The 16,245-nt window shown below is 62.5% G+C and carries 16 protein-coding genes; 10 read left to right on the forward strand and 6 right to left on the reverse strand.

Features of this window, described 5'->3' with window-relative positions; translation table 11 throughout:
- The first annotated feature begins 103 nt into the window (after positions 1-103).
- The 3 genes from EP867_RS07460 (at position 104) to recR (ending at position 2,886) form a co-directional block, all read left to right on the forward strand.
- Entirely contained in the window at positions 104-1,858 is a 1,755-nt protein-coding gene (locus tag EP867_RS07460; RefSeq protein WP_128487745.1) for a DNA polymerase III subunit gamma/tau, read from the forward strand.
- A gap of 70 nt (positions 1,859-1,928) precedes the next feature.
- A complete protein-coding gene (locus EP867_RS07465; protein ID WP_128487747.1) occupies positions 1,929-2,282 on the forward strand; it encodes a YbaB/EbfC family nucleoid-associated protein in 354 nt (117 codons plus the stop codon).
- A 4-nt stretch (positions 2,283-2,286) separates the two neighbouring features.
- Positions 2,287-2,886 (forward strand): recombination mediator RecR, encoded by a 600-nt coding sequence (gene recR / locus EP867_RS07470; RefSeq protein ID WP_128487750.1) that lies wholly within the window; start codon positions 2,287-2,289, stop codon positions 2,884-2,886.
- A 72-nt stretch (positions 2,887-2,958) separates the two neighbouring features.
- On the opposite strand, the gene EP867_RS07475 is transcribed toward recR, so the two are convergent.
- Entirely contained in the window at positions 2,959-3,717 is a 759-nt protein-coding gene (locus tag EP867_RS07475) for a DUF1013 domain-containing protein (protein ID WP_128487752.1), read from the reverse strand.
- 127 nt (positions 3,718-3,844) lie between these two features.
- Between EP867_RS07475 and EP867_RS07480 the strand changes: the two genes are divergently transcribed.
- Positions 3,845-4,477, forward strand: coding sequence for a ribonuclease T2 family protein (locus EP867_RS07480; protein ID WP_128487754.1), 633 nt, complete (start codon positions 3,845-3,847; stop codon positions 4,475-4,477).
- A gap of 55 nt (positions 4,478-4,532) precedes the next feature.
- On the opposite strand, the gene EP867_RS07485 is transcribed toward EP867_RS07480, so the two are convergent.
- Together EP867_RS07485 and thrS are read right to left on the reverse strand one after the other, a co-directional pair.
- Positions 4,533-4,739 (reverse strand): cold-shock protein, encoded by a 207-nt coding sequence (locus EP867_RS07485; RefSeq protein ID WP_128487756.1) that lies wholly within the window; start codon positions 4,737-4,739, stop codon positions 4,533-4,535.
- A 214-nt stretch (positions 4,740-4,953) separates the two neighbouring features.
- Positions 4,954-6,900: a threonine--tRNA ligase gene (thrS, locus tag EP867_RS07490; protein ID WP_128487758.1), complete on the reverse strand. Its 1,947-nt coding sequence runs from the start codon at positions 6,898-6,900 to the stop codon at positions 4,954-4,956.
- A 181-nt stretch (positions 6,901-7,081) separates the two neighbouring features.
- On the opposite strand from thrS, the gene EP867_RS07495 reads away from it, so the two are divergent.
- Positions 7,082-7,357: a hypothetical protein gene (locus tag EP867_RS07495; RefSeq protein ID WP_128487760.1), complete on the forward strand. Its 276-nt coding sequence runs from the start codon at positions 7,082-7,084 to the stop codon at positions 7,355-7,357.
- Positions 7,358-7,410: 53 nt separating this feature from the next.
- On the opposite strand, the gene EP867_RS07500 is transcribed toward EP867_RS07495, so the two are convergent.
- Positions 7,411-8,280 (reverse strand): transporter, encoded by an 870-nt coding sequence (locus EP867_RS07500; protein ID WP_164888792.1) that lies wholly within the window; start codon positions 8,278-8,280, stop codon positions 7,411-7,413.
- Positions 8,281-8,529: 249 nt separating this feature from the next.
- Between EP867_RS07500 and EP867_RS07505 the strand changes: the two genes are divergently transcribed.
- Both EP867_RS07505 and EP867_RS07510 read left to right on the forward strand, forming a co-directional pair.
- Positions 8,530-9,276 (forward strand): alpha/beta hydrolase, encoded by a 747-nt coding sequence (locus tag EP867_RS07505; protein WP_128487764.1) that lies wholly within the window; start codon positions 8,530-8,532, stop codon positions 9,274-9,276.
- A gap of 1 nt (position 9,277) precedes the next feature.
- Positions 9,278-10,282 (forward strand): alpha/beta hydrolase, encoded by a 1,005-nt coding sequence (locus tag EP867_RS07510; protein WP_128487766.1) that lies wholly within the window; start codon positions 9,278-9,280, stop codon positions 10,280-10,282.
- 46 nt (positions 10,283-10,328) lie between these two features.
- Here EP867_RS07510 and phaZ read toward each other — a convergent pair whose 3' ends face one another.
- Positions 10,329-11,621, reverse strand: a complete 1,293-nt coding sequence (gene phaZ / locus EP867_RS07515; RefSeq protein WP_128487768.1) for a polyhydroxyalkanoate depolymerase — start codon at positions 11,619-11,621, stop codon at positions 10,329-10,331.
- A 103-nt stretch (positions 11,622-11,724) separates the two neighbouring features.
- Between phaZ and EP867_RS07520 the strand changes: the two genes are divergently transcribed.
- The 3 genes from EP867_RS07520 to phaR all read left to right on the forward strand — a co-directional run bounded on the left by EP867_RS07520 (position 11,725) and on the right by phaR (position 14,800).
- The gene (locus tag EP867_RS07520) at positions 11,725-13,524 is read left to right on the forward strand and encodes a PHA/PHB synthase family protein (protein ID WP_128487770.1); all 1,800 of its coding nucleotides are present in this window, start codon (positions 11,725-11,727) and stop codon (positions 13,522-13,524) included.
- A gap of 108 nt (positions 13,525-13,632) precedes the next feature.
- Positions 13,633-14,082, forward strand: coding sequence for a Phasin (locus EP867_RS07525; protein ID WP_128487772.1), 450 nt, complete (start codon positions 13,633-13,635; stop codon positions 14,080-14,082).
- A gap of 160 nt (positions 14,083-14,242) precedes the next feature.
- Complete coding sequence (gene phaR / locus EP867_RS07530) at positions 14,243-14,800, forward strand: polyhydroxyalkanoate synthesis repressor PhaR (RefSeq protein WP_128487774.1); 558 nt, start codon at positions 14,243-14,245, stop codon at positions 14,798-14,800.
- Between the two features lie 36 nt (positions 14,801-14,836).
- Here the strand turns inward: phaR and EP867_RS07535 are convergent, their stop codons facing one another.
- The gene (locus tag EP867_RS07535; RefSeq protein ID WP_128487776.1) at positions 14,837-16,129 is read right to left on the reverse strand and encodes an NAD(P)/FAD-dependent oxidoreductase; all 1,293 of its coding nucleotides are present in this window, start codon (positions 16,127-16,129) and stop codon (positions 14,837-14,839) included.
- Between the last annotated feature and the right edge of the window lie 116 nt (positions 16,130-16,245).

Raw genomic sequence — 16,245 nt, forward strand, 5'->3', positions numbered from 1 at the left:
GCCGGCAGCCCCCGCTGCGACGCCGCCGCTCAGGGCGGCGCTCTGGACCCTGAACCTCCCGCCCTCTAGACTGCCCTTCACCCCGAATCCCGAAGGACCCCGGATGACCGAGACCCCCCGCTACCAGGTGCTGGCCCGCAAATATCGCCCCGAGACCTTCGCGGATCTGGTCGGCCAGGATGCCATGGTCCGCACCCTGAAAAATGCCTTTGAAGCCGGGCGCATCGCCCAGGCCTTCATCATGACGGGGATCCGGGGCACCGGCAAAACCACCACGGCGCGGATCATCGCCAAGGGCCTGAACTGCATCGGCCCGGACGGTCAGGGCGGCCCCACCACCTCGCCCTGCGGCGAATGTGAGCACTGCAAGGCCATCATCGAAGGCCGCCACGTGGATGTGCTGGAAATGGACGCCGCTTCCCGCACCGGCGTGGGCGATATCCGCGAGATCATCGACTCGGTGCATTACCGCGCGGCCTCGGCACGCTACAAAGTCTATATCATCGACGAAGTGCATATGCTCTCGACCAGCGCCTTCAACGCGCTGCTGAAGACCCTCGAAGAGCCGCCGCCCCACGTCAAATTCATCTTCGCCACCACCGAGATCCGCAAGGTTCCCGTGACCGTGCTCTCGCGCTGCCAGCGCTTCGATCTGCGCCGCATTGAGCCCGAGGTGATGATCGGCCTGCTGCGCAAAATCGCCACGGCTGAGGGGGCCTCAATCTCAGATGCAGCCCTTGCGCTGATCACCCGCGCGGCAGAGGGCTCTGCCCGGGATGCCACTTCGCTTCTCGATCAGGCGATCAGCCATGGGGCCGGGGAGACCGGGGCCGATCAGGTCCGCGCCATGCTGGGCCTTGCAGACCGGGGCCGCGTGCTTGATCTTTTTGAGATGATCATGAAGGGCGATGCCGCAGCCGCCCTGTCGGAACTCGGTGCGCAATATGCAGACGGGGCCGACCCCATGGCCGTGCTGCGCGATCTCGCCGAGATCACCCATTGGATCTCGGTTCTGCAGGTCACCCCCGATGCCTCGGAAGATCCGACCGTCCCCCCGGAAGAGCGCACGCGCGGCCTTGATCTGGCCGGACGGCTCTCCAAACGCTCGATGAGCCGGATGTGGCAGATGCTGCTGAAGGCGCTGGAAGAAGTGGCGCTTGCGCCCAATGCCATGATGGCTGCCGAGATGGCGGTAATCCGCCTCACCCATGTCTCGGAACTGCCTGACCCCGGCAGTCTGATCCGCCAGCTTGAGGCGCTCAAAGCGCAGCCCGGTGGTCTGGCCGGAGCGATGGGCGGGGCTGCCCCCCAGGGGGGCGGCGCACGTATGCAGGCCGCCCCGATGATGCCCGCAGGAAACGCCGGTGGCTTTGGTACCGTTCATGCCTCAGGGGCGGCCACCGCCCTGGCGAAAGCCCCGGCGCCCGTCATCACTTCGGTCGCGCAGCTGGCCGAGCTGATCCACGAGCGCCGCGACATGAAGCTGTACCTGGAGGTCAAAGCCTGCCTGCGCCCGGTGCGCTTTGCCCCGGGCCGCATTGAGTTTCAGCCCACACCCGATGCCCGCCCCGATCTCGCCGCCCGTCTCGCCGCCTCGCTGCAGCGCTGGACCGGGCAACGCTGGGGGATTTCGGTCACCGGATCGGGCGGCGGGGCCACGCTTGACGAAGAGGAAAACGCGGAACTCATGGCGGCGAAAGCCGAGGCCGCCTCTTACCCGCTGGTTCAGGCCGTCCTCAGCGCCTTTCCCGGCGCGGAAATCCGCAAAATCCGCCCGGCCTCTGAACTTCTGGAAGATGCTGCCACCGAGGCTCTGGCCGAGGTTGAGGATGAATGGGACCCCTTTGACGAAGACTGAGGCCCCTGCCCTTGTGAGCGGGCCTTACGCACCGTATCTGCTGCACAATAACTGATGAAGGGTGATCCACATGTTCAAAGGTCTGGGTGGTCTCGGCGGCCTTGGCGATATGGCCAAGATGATGAAAGCCGCGCAGGAGATGCAGGGCAAACTGGCCGAGATGCAGGAAGAACTGGCGAACCGCACCGTGACCGGTGAGGCTGGCGCAGGCCTGGTCAAAGTGACGGCCACGGCAAAGGGCGAAGTCAAAGCACTCGACATCGATCCTTCGATCCTCGTCGCCTCGGAAAAGGAAGTCGTCGAAGACCTGATCCTTGCCGCCATCCGCGATGCGCAGACCCGCGCCCAGGATGCACAGCAGCGCGAGACCGAAAAAATGGCGGAATCGCTTGGCCTGCCCCCGGGCATGAAACTGCCGTTCTGAGCCAATGTCCGGGCCGCAAAGCGATATTGAGGCGCTGATCGGGCTGATGGCGCGGCTGCCGGGGCTTGGCCCCCGCTCGGCCCGCCGCGCAGTTCTGCACCTGCTGCGCAAGCGCAGCCTGCTCATGGCACCTCTCGCCGATGCCATGGCGCGCGCGGCCCGCGACACCCGCAACTGCGGCATCTGCGGAAATCTGACCTCTGGCGATTTCTGCGCGATCTGCCAGGATCCCGCGCGCAGCGACCGGGAGATCTGCGTGGTCGAAGATGTCGCCGATCTCTGGGCCATGGAAGCGGCCGGAATCTTCCGGGGCCGCTATCATGTGCTCGGCGGCAGGCTCTCGCCGCTTGACGGCATCGGCCCGGAAGAGCTGCGCGTGCCCGATCTGGTCAGACGCGTCAGCACCAAAGGCAGCGATGAGGTCATCCTTGCCCTCTCGACCACGGTCGATGGTCAAAGCACCGCCCATTATATCGCCGATGCCCTGACCGGAACCGGGGTGAAAACCTCCACTCTCGCCCAGGGTGTGCCGGTGGGCGGAGAGCTGGACTATCTCGATGAAGGCACGATCAGTGCCGCGCTGCGCGCGCGTCGCAGTTTCTGAAGCCCCTTCAAGCAAAACAAAAACCCGCGCCGGAGCGCGGGTTTTTTCAAGTCCGGGACGGGGATCCGCGCCTCAGCGCAGATCATCCTCTTCTTCGTCATCGGCTGCGTCATTCGGCAGGTTAAAGAAGCTGTCCGCATCGGAGTAATCCGCTGCCGATTTGCCTTCTTTCTCTTCCGAAGCACCGCCAAAGAGCGCCTGAAGATTGTCTTCATCCGAGATCCGCGCTTCCGGCGCCATGCCGAGCGAGGTCTCGGTCGAGACGAGCTTGCGACGCTCATCATCCGACATCACACCGCCCTCAAGCGCTTTCTTCTTCACCGCGATCTGCACCTGAGCGTCGAGTTCCGACTGACGGCAGAGACCAAGGGCCACCGGGTCAACCGGGGTGATATTCGCGATGTTCCAGTGCGTGCGCTCACGGATCTGCTGAATGGTCGGCTTGGTGGTGCCGACGAGCTTCGAGATCTGACCATCCGAAAGCTCCGGGTGGAACTTCACCAACCACAGGATCGAGGCCGGACGGTCCTGACGCTTCGAAAGCGGGGTGTAGCGCGGACCACGGCGCTTTTCCTCGCCCACGGCGGCAGCGTTGAACTTCAGCTTCAGCTTGTGCAGCGGATTGGCTTCACCCTTGGTGATTTCCGACTGCTCAAGCTGGTTGTTGGCGACGGGGTCAAACCCCTTCACGCCACCGGCGACGTCACCGTCTGCGATGCCCTGCACTTCGAGTTCATGCATACCGCAGAAGTCTGCAATCTGCTTAAAAGTCAGCGTGGTGTTTTCCACCAGCCAGACGGCGGTCGCCCGGGCCATCAGCGGCTTTGTCATCGGATCACTCCTTTACAAATCTCTCCCGGGCCGGGAAAACGGCTGCGCACCCTGGGGTCCGCCGAGTCCTCGTTTTCGGGGAATTGACGACCCGTATACCCGCGCAACCTGATATAGGAAAGAGAAAATGCGTCTTCCAGCCCTGCTTGCCGCCCTGCTGCTGTCTGCATCCGCTGCGAAGGCCGATGTGGCGGGGGAGTTTGACTACTACGTGTTGGCGCTGAGCTGGACGCCGAACTGGTGCGCGCTCGAAGGCGACAGCCGCGGTGAGGCGCGCTGCGCGCGCGGGGGCGGCCACGGCTGGTCGCTGCACGGGCTCTGGCCACAATATGAAAGCGGCTGGCCGGATTACTGCCGCACCCGCGAACGCGACCCTTCGCGGGCGATGACGGCCTCGATGGATGACATCATGGGATCGGCGGGTCTGGCCTGGCATCAGTGGAAAAAACATGGCCGCTGCTCGGGTCTGAGCGCGCGGGCATACTACGACCTCAGCCGTCAGGCCTTCGGTTCCGTGAAGATGCCGGAGGTCTTTGAAAAGCTCGACCGCGCGGTTCAGCTGCCTGCCCGCGTGGTCGAAGAGGCTTTCCTTGAAGCCAACCCCGGACTGCGCCCCGAGATGGTCACCGTGACATGCCGCCGCAACGACATCCAGGAAGTGCGTATCTGCCTGACCAAAGACCTCAGCCCCCGGAGCTGCGGTCGTGACGTCAGCCGCGACTGCAGCCTGAACAAAGCCAATCTGGCTCCGCCCCGCTGAGGCCTTGCACAGCCTGTGACCGCACCGGCAGGCCGGTGCAGTCAGAGGGCCACTGTTACAGGAGGGTCAGATCGCCGGCAGACGAGCGGCCGTCACGGCCGGTCAGCAGCTCAAAGCTGATCTTCTGGTTGTCATTCAGGCCTTTCAGACCGGCACGCTCAACCGCAGAAATGTGGACAAATACATCTTTGCCGCCATCATCGGGGGCAATAAAGCCGTAGCCTTTAGTCGAATTAAACCATTTTACGGTGCCGGTCGGCATTCCGTCTCTCCCAAAGTCGCGTTCCCCCGGGGTGACATACCGCGGGGACGTGGGGCAGATCCCTGAAATTCCGCACCCCGGTGAACAGGGGACTGCGCGGCAGGGACTGACGCCACTAACGGAAGTGTGAACGAAGAGACAAAAAAATCAAGCGCGGGATTTTTTACCGCAAAAACGGCAAAAAACCCCGCGCTTTTAGACGTTTAACCCGATTTCAGCGCAGATCGGGTGCTTTTGCCGCCAAAGAAAGTTCGCCCAGAATTTCGTCAAGTGAGACGGTTTCGGTGCGGTTTTCGCCCAGACGGCGCACCGAAACGGTGCGGGTCTCGACCTCTTTCATGCCGATGGCCAGGATCACCGGAACCTTGGCCACCGAATGCTCGCGGACCTTATAGTTGATCTTCTCATTGCGCATATCGGCCTCAGCACGAACCCCGGCAAGGGTCAGCGCGGTGACGACTTCTTCCACAAAGGGATCGGCGTCCGAGACGATCGAGGCGACCACAACCTGACGCGGGGCCAGCCAGAATGGCAGCTTGCCGGCGTGGTTTTCGATCAGAATGCCAATGAAGCGCTCAAACGAGCCAAGGCAGGCGCGGTGCAGCATGACGGGGCGGTGCTTGGCACCGTCTTCGCCGATATAAACCGCATCGAGACGCTCGGGCAGGTTCGGGTCAACCTGCAGCGTGCCGCACTGCCAGTCACGGCCGATCGCATCGGTCAGCACGAATTCAAGCTTCGGGCCGTAGAAAGCGCCCTCGCCCTCCTGCAGCTCATAGCTGTGACCGGCGGCCAGAACCGCCTGAGCCAGAGCGGCTTCTGCGTGATCCCAGGACTCTTCCGAACCGATGCGCTTTTCCGGACGGGTCGAGAGTTTGATCCGCCACTTTTCAAAGCCGAGGTCTGCATAGACTTTCGACAGGAAGGTGATGAATTTCTTCGATTCCGCCTCAATCTGCGCCGGGGTGCAGAAGATATGCGCATCATCCTGGGTAAAGCCGCGCACCCGCATGATGCCATGCAGAGCGCCCGAGGGCTCATAACGGTTGCAGGCCCCGAATTCGGCCATCCGCAGCGGCAGATCGCGGTAGGATTTCAGACCGACGTTATAGACCTGCACGTGGCAGGGGCAGTTCATCGGCTTGAGCGCATTGACGGTTTTCTGGCTGGCATGTTCTTCGTCAACTTCGACGATGAACATGTTTTCCTGGTAGTTCTGCCAGTGACCCGATTTCTCCCAGAGCACGCGGTTCACGACCTGAGGGGTATTCACCTCCACATAGCCGTCACGGCGCTGCTGGCGGCGCATGTAGTCCTGAAGCTCGGTGTAGATCGTCCAGCCATTCGGGTGCCAGAAGACCTGACCCGGGGCTTCTTCCTGCATGTGGAAGAGGTCCATCTCACGGCCAAGCTTGCGGTGGTCGCGTTTCGCGGCCTCCTCCAGCATGGTGAGATGGGCTTTCAGATCGTCCCGGTTGCGGAAGGCCAGGCCGTAGATGCGCTGCAGCATCGGGCGGCTCGAATCACCCAGCCAATAGGCGCCGGCCACATGGGTCAGTTTGAAGGCATCGGCCGGAACCTGACCGGTGTGCTGCAGGTGCGGACCACGGCAGAGGTCCTGCCAGTCGCCGTGCCAATACATCCGCAGCGGCTCGTCGCCGGGGATCTTGTTGACCAGCTCAACCTTATAGGGCTCGCCGCGCTCTTCGTAATAGGCCAGCGCGCGTGCACGCTCCCAGATCTCGGTGCGGACCGGATCGCGGGCGTTGATGATTTTTTTCATCTGCGCTTCGATGGTGCCCAGATCTTCCGGCGTGAAGGGCTCGGCGCGGTCGAAGTCATAGAACCAGCCGTGGTCGCGGACCGGGCCGATGGTTACTTTGACATCGGGCCAGATCTCCTGGACCGCGCGGGCCATGATGTGGGCGAGGTCGTGGCGGATCAGCTCCAGCGCTGCGCCTTCGTCCTGCAGGGTGTTGATCGAGATGCGGGCATCCGTCTCAATCGGCCACTGCAGATCGTAATGCGCGCCATTGACCATCGCCGAGATGGCCTTTTTGCCAAGCGAGGTCGAAATCGACGCGGCGACTTCGCCGGCGGTCACGCCTGCCGGAAACTCACGCACATTGCCATCAGGGAAAGTAAGAGAAATCTGGCTCATCTGGCCACTCCTCGTCGGTCTGGCGCCCACGGAACGCCCGGTTGCGGGTTATAACGGCGCACATCTGAACCTGTGGGACCAGAGCGTCAAGCGGAAAGACCCCCGGCAGGATCGATACCAGATTGATCGGCGCCGGCGTCCGTGCAACCCTGGAGTGATTGAACCTCCATCGGTTGAGATAATGATCCGGATTTCTCTTGTGACTTTGGTTCTGCTGAGCCCCTCGCTCGCGCAGGCTTTCTGCTATGAGCCGCCTGCCCCCGCCTGTGCGCAGGGCTGGACCGCTTTTGCCAACAGCTTTGAAGCCGATCAATGCCGCCGCGAGGTCGAGCGGTTTGAGGCAGAGACGACCGAATTCGGCCGCTGTCAGATCCTGGAGATGGAGGAGAAGATCCGCCGGAAAGCCGGTGAGGTCGAAATGACCATCATGAGTTTCAACCGCCGCCTGTCGATGTAACCCCGCGCGCCATGCGCGCAAAAGGGAGGGGGCGTCACCGCCCCCTCTGTGGATCAGAACACTTTGGTGAAGCGGATCTGCGCGAGCGGCTCGTTTTTAAAGCCGCCCTTCACTTCGGTGTCTTTGCCCAGCATCAACTGCACCTGGGTGGTCGGATTGACGAATTTCGACGCCAGCAGGCGGACCTGTTTGAACTCAGTCTTCTGGCCTGCCGACGCGCCGTTCACGAAAAGATCGCCGCCGGATTTTTCGGTATAGCCCAGCGAGAAGGCGGTGGTCTCATCCCACTGATACCGCAGATAGGCCTGGGCCTGATAGGTGGTGTCCTGGCTGATGGCGGTACCGTCTTTGGTGAAATCGCGGTAGATATTGGCCTCAGCCGCCGCATCGAGGAAGAAGCCGTGGCCAAGCCCCTGGACCATGCCCAGCTGGGGGGTGAAGCTCCATCCGCCGGTCGCGACGGAGACGTGGCCCGGCTCATAAGTGCCGGTCGGTGCGGTCACAAAACCCGAGAGGCCGAAGGTGGTGCCGGTCGGCTCTGCCGAGACCATCGGGAACCAGGTCACGCCCAGCGTCAGATCGCCGAAGCCGTTTTTGACCGGCTGATCCGCGCCGCCGATCCGGGCGGTACTGAATTTGCCCATGGGCGCGATGGCGTGGAAGGCGAACTTCTGCCCCGCAAGCTCGCGGTAATGCACCGCACGCAGGATCAGCACATTGGCGTTCAGTTTCGAGGCGGGAACCGCGCTGCCATCAGTAGCGCGGAAGCTGTCGGCACGCTGGTTCTGCACATAGGCAATGGCGAGGGTGCGCCCGTCCCCGACCCAGGCGTAATCGCCCGGCTGCACATCTGCAGCCAGAGCCGGCGCAGCAGTAAGGACCGTGGCTGCCAGGGCAGCCGATACAAAGTTTACACGTTTCATACTTATATTCCTGCAGCCCGCAGGCCCTCTTCCGCGGGATGCCGGAAGAACGGGGACCGAAGCTGACGGCCTGCCCGCTACGCCCGGACGAGGGGCGGTGCAAGAACTGTATACCGTGATATACCGCAAATCCCCGCCGACTGACACTTTGCCGCAGCCCGCAGGTCCGTCCGCGCTCAGAATAAAAGCCCCCATGGTCGCAGCGGATGCGGACTGCTAGGGTTACACCAGCCTATGAAGGAGCCTGTCATGCCTGAATTCCTGACCACCCCAGAGGGCCGCCGCATCGCGTATCACCGCACCACCGGCGCGGGTCCCGGCATTGTGTTCTGCGGCGGGTTCCGCTCCGACATGCAGGGGTCAAAGGCGCAATATCTGGAAGCATGGGCGAAGTCGCAGGGCCGAGCCTTTGTGCGCTTTGACTATTCCGGCCATGGCGAAAGCGGCGGCGATTTCCTTGACGGGGCGATCGGCGACTGGCTCAGCGATGCCCGCGCGGTGCTTGCCGCGCTGACCGAAGGCCCGCAGATCCTGGTGGGTTCCTCTATGGGGGGCTGGATTTCGCTGCTGCTTGCGCGCGAGCAGCCTGAGCGCCTGGCAGGCTTTGTCGGCATCGCCGCCGCGCCGGATTTCACGGAAGACGGCTTCTGGGCCGGCTTCACCCCCGCCCAGCGCGCCGAGATTGAGGCGGGCCGTCCTGTGGATGTCCCTTCGGATTATGAGGCGCCCTATCAGATCACGCCGCGGCTGATCGCGGACGGGCGCGACCATCTGATCCTGCGCAGCCCGCTCCCGCTTTCGGTGCCCGCGCGTTTCCTTCTGGGCACCGCCGATACCGCCGTCTCGGCAGAGACCACCCTGCGGCTTCTGGATCACCTGGAGGGGGACGACATCCGCCTGACCCTGGTGAAGGGCGCAGATCACCGCTTCTCAGACCCGGAATGCCTTGATCTGATCACGGCGGCGATTGACGATGTGAGCAGGCGCGCGGGTTAAGATGCGGCGGCTGTTGCGGATGCTCTTTGCCTCGCTCGCCCTTTTTGTCCTTCTGATGGTGGCTCTGGCGCTCTGGCCGCGGGATCGCAGCCTGAGCCTGCCTGCCGTAGATGAGGCCGCAATCCTGCGCGATCCGGCCGCTTATCTTGCGACCCGTGAGGCGGCCTTCCCCGATATCATTCCGGGCACGCAAAAGCGCATCCTCTGGCACGGGGCCCCGAGCGAAAAGACGCCGCTTTCCGTGATCTATCTGCATGGCTTCACCGCCAGCTCGGAAGAGACGCGACCGGTCCCGGACGAGGTGGCGAAGGCTCTCGGGGCCAATCTCTTTTTCACACGCTTTGCCGGCCATGGTCGCGGCGCCGCAGCCATGGCCGAGCCTTCCGCCGAAGACTGGATGGCCGATCTGGCAGAGGCGCTGAGCGTGGGGGCCGCCATCGGAGAGCGGGTTCTCGTCATCGCGACCTCTCAGGGCGCCTCGGTGCTGACGGCGGGCCTTGGCACGCCTGGGCTGCGCGAGGCCCTGCCCTTTGCCGACCGCATTGCCGGGGTGGTGATGATCGCGCCGAATTTCCGCCTGGCCGATCCGCTGCGCGCCTTTGCCAGCGATCTGCCGGGAGCGGGGGTGATCATGCCGCTGCTGATCGGCGACACGATCCGCGCCGAGGTCCGCAGCCCGGAACATGAAAAGTTCTGGAACACGAGCTATCCCACCCGCTCGGCCCTGCCCATGGCCAGACTCCTGCGCGCGGCGCGGGCGGCTGAGACGCAGGCGATCGACCTGCCGCTGCTGCTTTTGCGCTCTCCGCAGGACAAAGTGGTCAGCAATGCCGCGACCGATAAGGTGATCGGCCCCTGGAAAGGCCCGGTTGAGCGGGTGGAGTTTCCCAAGGTACCGGGCATGGATGCAGGCGCTCATGTGATCGCCGGTCGCATCCGCTCTCCGGGGATGACAGAGGCGGTGGTCGCAGCCATCACCCGCTGGGCCGGGCAGCATCTGAACTGAAAAGGCGGGCCGATCCGGCCCGCCTTTTCTTAAACTGTCACAAATTTCAGGCGCGGCGGGCACGGCGCGGCGCGGGCCTTGCGGCAGCGGCGTCAGATCCCGCCTCAGGCGCCGCGCTGGCATCCATGAAATCCAGCACCAGCGGACGAATGTTATTGCGCCAGGACTTACCTGCGAAAATGCCGTAATGCCCCGCACCCGGTTCCAGATGGCGGGCCTTTTTCGCTTCCGGCAGGCCGGTCAGCAGATCGAGCGCCGCCACACATTGGCCAGGGGCCGAGATGTCATCATTCGCCCCCTCAACGGTCATCACGGAGACCGAAGAGACCGCCCCGATGTCGACCCGGCGACCGGCGACGGTGAAGGCATTGCGGGCAATCTCGCCGTTTTTGAAAATGCGCTCGACGGTGGAGAGATAGAACTCCGCCGTCATATCCATCACGGCCAGATATTCGTCGTAGAAGGTGTTATGGGCGTCATGCTCACCAGCCGTGCCCATGGCTTCGGCATAGATCTGATCGGTGAAGGCCTTGCCGTGACGCTCAGCATTCATCGACATGAAACCCGAAAGCTGCAGAAGGCCCGGATAGACCAGCCGCCCGGCCCCTGCATATTTAAAACCAACACGCTGGATGGCGAACTGCTCAAGCTGGCCCATGGTCACGCGGCGGCCGAAATCGGTCACATCGGTCGCGGCGGCATCGGGATCGATCGGCCCGCCGATGAGGATCAGGCTCTTGGGCTGCGCAGCCGGGTCTTCTTCGGCGAGATAGGCGGTGGCCGCCAGCGCCAGCGGCGCGGGCTGACAGATCGCAATCACATGGGTATCGGGGCCGAGGTGGCGCAGGAAATCCACCAGATAGAGGGTGTAATCCTCAATATCGAATTTGCCTTCTGAGACCGGGATATCGCGGGCGTTGTGCCAGTCGGTGACATAGACATCACAATCGGGCAGCAGAGAGAGAACCGTTGAGCGCACCAGCGTCGCGTAATGGCCCGACATCGGCGCGACGATCAGCACTTTGCGGCTGCGCGATTCCAGGCCCGCGACCCTGAAATGCACCAGATCGCCGAAGGGACGCGGCACCACCACTTCGGTCGAGACCAGATGGTCACGCCCGTCATCACCCAGAATGGTGCGGATGCCCCAGTCAGGCTTGATAACCATGCGCGCAAAGCTGCGCTCGGTCACACGGCCCCAGGCTGAGAGCATCTTGAAAGCGGGATTTGGCGCCAGACCCCAAACGGGGTTTGAAGCAAAAGCCCGCGCCGTGGCACCCATCCATTCGTTGGTGTTGCGCACAGCTTCCATCATGTCATAGGTGGCCGTATATTTCATTCGGATCTCCTGTCCCCGCAGAGAGCGGCTGCAAAACTTCTCGCTTTTCAAGGGCTGAGGCCATTATGCTGCACCAGCAAAATGATAGGGGGGATTTTTTTGCATGGCAACTGACGAATCCCGCAATGCCGTCATGTCAGAACGGATGCAACTCAACCTTGCCCGGGTGGAGGAGCTGTCCCGCCGGATGATCGCTGCCATGGCCGCCCGTCGCCCCCATGACCCGGGTCTCGATGGCCCCGGCCCCGAACTTCTGGCCGCGAGTGGCATGGCCGTCTGGGCTGATTTCTTCAAAAATCCTCAACGTTTATTGGAAGAACAGGCGAGCTGGTGGGGCAAGAGCCTGCAAAGCTATCTCAATGCCCAGGCCGCCTTTGCGGGCAGTCAACCCGCAGAGCCGGTGATCGTTCCGCCGCCGGACCGCCGCTTTTCTCACCCCGCCTGGGAGAGCCATCCCTGGTTCAGCTATCTTCGCCAGCAATATCTGATCAACGCAGAAACGCTGCAACGCAGCATGGATCAGATCGAGGGACTCCCCCCGCGGGAGGAGCATCGCCTGCGGTATTTCACCCGCGCGATCATCGATATGATGGCTCCGGTGAATTTTTTTGCAACCAACCCCGAAGCGCTGGAGCGTGCGCGAGAGACCGAGGGCGAGTCGCTGGTGCGCGGGCTGGAGAACCTGGTCCGCGACATTGAAAACAACAATGGCGATCTGCTGGTCACGCTCTCGGACCCCGATGCCTTTGAGGTGGGACGCAACCTCGGGACCACGCCGGGTCAGGTGGTCTTTCGCAACCGCATTCTGGAACTGATCCAGATCAGCCCGACCACCGAAAAGGTGCATAAAGTTCCGCTGGTGATCTTTCCGCCCTGGATCAACAAATTCTACATCCTGGATCTTAAGCCGCAAAACTCGCTTCTGCGCTGGATCGCCGATCAGGGCTTCACCCTCTTTGTCGTCTCCTGGAAGAACCCGGATGAAAGCTACGCCGATTTCGGCATGGAGGACTATTACCGTGAGGGCTATCTGGAGGCTTTTGCCGCAATCAAAGCCATCACCGGAGAGCCGAAGATTAATGCGGTCGGATATTGCATCGCGGGGACCACGCTTTCGCTGACTCTGGCGCGGATGGCGAAGGACAAAGACGCTTCGGTCAAATCAGCCACCTTCTTCACCACGCTGACGGATTTTGAAGATCAGGGCGAGTTCACCCCCTTCCTGTCAAATGACTTCGTCGACGGGATTGAGCGGGAGGCAAAGGCCTCGGGCTGTCTGTCTTCGAAGATCCTGGCGCGGACCTTCAGCTATCTGCGCGCCAATGATCTGATCTGGCAGCCCGCCATCCGCAGCTACATGCTGGGCGAAGCGCCGCCTGCCTTTGATCTGCTGCACTGGAACGGCGATGGCACCAATCTGCCGGGCAGGATGGCGGTCGAATATCTGCGCGGGCTCTGCCAGGACAACAGCTTCGCCACCATAGGCTATGAGCTTGATGGTCAGGTGGTGCGCCCGTCAGATATTAAGATCCCGTTCTGTGCGGTGGCCTGCGAAAGCGATCATATCGCAGCATGGACCTCCAGCTTTGCCGGGTTCCGGCGCTTTGGCTCGAAGGATAAGACCTTCATTCTCAGCCAGTCGGGCCATATCGCCGGGATCGTCAATCCGCCTGGCAAAAACAAATATGGCCATTTCACCAATCCCGCCCCCATGAGCTCCCTCTCCCCCGAGGCCTGGCGCGAGGGGGCCGATTTCACCCCTGGCTCCTGGTGGCCCCGCTGGGGGGCCTGGCTGGCGAAGCAGTCAGGCAGCTTGGTCCCGGCGCGCCACCCCGGCAGCCATCCGGACTACCCTGCCCTTGCCCCCGCACCGGGTGAGTATGTGAAGCGACAAAATGCCTGATTGCGCCGCAGTGCAGCATAACTCTTGCAATGCTGCACTGCGGCGTGCTAGGGTCTGCCTAAGGGAGATCTATTCCCGCACCCCTTTCGCGGAAACCGGAGACTGAGAATGGCAGCCACGACTGACTTCACCCGTCTGTTTCAGGATATGATGCCGGTGTTCAATATGGACCCGACCGCATTCCGCACCGCCTTTGAAAAACAGGCCGCTTTTGGTGAAAAGCTGACCAAAATCGCTTTTGAAGCCGCTGAACGCTCCTGCGATCTGCAGGCTAAGCTGAGCCGCGAGACTCTGAGCCGCCTCAGCGATGTGACCAAAGCCCGTGCCGAACCGGCGGATTATACAAAAGCTGCTTCCGATTTCGCCGCTGCAAGCCGCGAAATGGCCTCGGACAGCATGGCTGCCTTTGCGGAAATCGCGAAGAAAGCCCAGATGGAAACCGTGGAACTGCTGCTCTCGACCGGAAAGACCGCACAGGAAAACGCTGCTGCTGCAATGCAGAAAGCAACCGGCGACATGGCTGCCACCATGAAGCGCCCTGCTGCAGCTGCGAAATAAGCCTTTCCGTCTTTCCCCTTCTTCCTCCCTCCTCCTCCATGGTGGGGAAAGGCACAACGCGGGTCCCCTCGGGCCCGCGTTTTCAACTGCAGCAACGGGCTTTCCATTTTTGAAGCCCTGGCTTAGGCTCAGTCCTGACCGCCATATCGAAAGAGCGAAGATGTCCGCGACCGACAAACCGCTGCTGATCAAACGCTACGCCAGCCGCCGTCTCTATAATACCGAGACCAGCGATTACGTGACGCTTGATGACATTGCCGGTTTCATCCGCGCCGGGCGTGAGGTTACCATCATCGACCTGAAATCCGGCGACGATCTGACCCGGCAGTATCTACTGCAGATCATCGCTGAGCATGAATCACGCGGCGATTCGGTTCTGCCGGTCAATGTGCTGACCGATCTGGTGCGCAGCTATTCCACCGGCGTGCAAAGCATGGTGCCGCAGTTCCTCTCCTCAAGCTTTGAGATGCTGCGCGACAGTCAGGCGCGGATGATGGAAGGACTTGGCGTTCTGCCCAATCCGATGGCCTCGATGCCGGGGCTTGAGGCCTTTCAGCGTCAGCAGGAAGCTTTCCTGAAGACCATGATGGGCGGCTGGCCGAGTGGCAAAGCCCCCGCCGCCGCAGATATGCCGGAGGCCCCCGCAGCCTCCAAAGATGAGTTGGGTGATATTAAAAAGCAACTCGCCGAACTGCAGGCGAAACTCTCCAAACTCTGAAAGAGACCAGGGCCCCTTCCGGGGCCCTTTCTGCTGTCAGAGCCCCAGACGGTCGCGCAACGCATACCAGGTCATGGCAAGCGCCAGAATCGGCTGACGGGTCATCTGCCCGCCGGGGAATTTCGGCACCGGGAAGCGCGCCATCAGATCAAAACGCTCGCTCTCTCCGATCAGAGCCTCTGAGAGGATGCGCCCCGCCATGGTCGCCATGGCCACCCCATGACCGGAATAGCCTGAGGCTGACCAGATCCCCGGCCGCAGGTTCCGGAAGAGCGGACAGCGCGTGGCGGTGATGGCCAGCGTTCCACCCCAAGCATAGTCGATTTTCACATCGCGCAGCTGGGGGTAAACCTCCAGCATGGGCCTGGTCACCGTGCGGATCAGATCGGGGAATTTATAGCCATAGCTTTCCCCGCCGCCAAAGAGCAGCCGCCCCTCAGCCGTACGGCGCCAGTAGTTCACCACGAAGCGCGAATCCGCCACGGCGATCTCGCGGCGCAGCGGCGAAAGATCCCCCAGGGGCTCGGTTGCGATAATGAAGTTATTGATCGGCATCACCCGCGCCGCGACCTCAGGCTCCAGCCCGCCCAGATAGCCATTGCAGGCAAAGATCACCTGCTCGGCCCGCACGCGCCCGCTTCGGGTGATGACCTCAGCCATGGGGCCTTCAACCACCCGTTCAACCGGGCTTTGCTGGTAGATCACCGCCCCCGCTGCCTGGGCCCGCTTTGCCAGACCAAGCGCGAAGTTCAGCGGGTGCATATGACCCGCCCCCATATCAAGATCGCCCCCCGCATAGGCCGGCGTGCCCAAAAGCTCAGCCATCTCCAGGCGATCAAGCGGGCGGATGGCCTCATAACCATAATCGCGGTTCAGCTTTTCGGCATATTCCGCTGCCTCACGCACCTCAGAGGGCTGACGACAGGCATGGGCGACCCCCGCCCGCCAGTCGACGCCCGGCATCTCAGCGGCCAGATCGCGCACGAGCGATTTGGCCTCTTCAGCAATCTGCCAGAGCCGCCCGGCGTCTTCGCGTGAAAAACGCCCCTCAATCCAGTCCTGATCGCGCCGCTGGCCCGAGCCCACCTGGCCGCCATTGCGCCCCGAGGCCCCCCAGCCTGCCCGATGCGCCTCAAGCACAACAACCTTGCGCCCGCGCTCTGCCAGATGCAGCGCCGCCGAAAGCCCGGTGTAGCCCGCGCCGATGATGCAGACATCGGCCCGCAGCTCTCCCTGCAACATCTCTACGGGGGGCGGCTCAACCGCCGTTGCCGCGTAGTAGGAGGCCGGATAGTGACCGGGCCGGTCATTGGCATAGAGCAGATTCATGGCGCAGTCCTTCTGGTGACGCCATCTAACAAGGCCCGGGGCGCAAGGAAAAGCCCTCCGCCGCACCCTCTTGCCGGATCATCAGGCCCAGTCTAGCATGATTTGCCCTTCATACC

Source organism: Falsigemmobacter intermedius (assembly GCF_004054105.1).
In the GTDB taxonomy this organism is placed as follows: Bacteria; Pseudomonadota; Alphaproteobacteria; order Rhodobacterales; family Rhodobacteraceae; genus Wagnerdoeblera; species Wagnerdoeblera intermedia.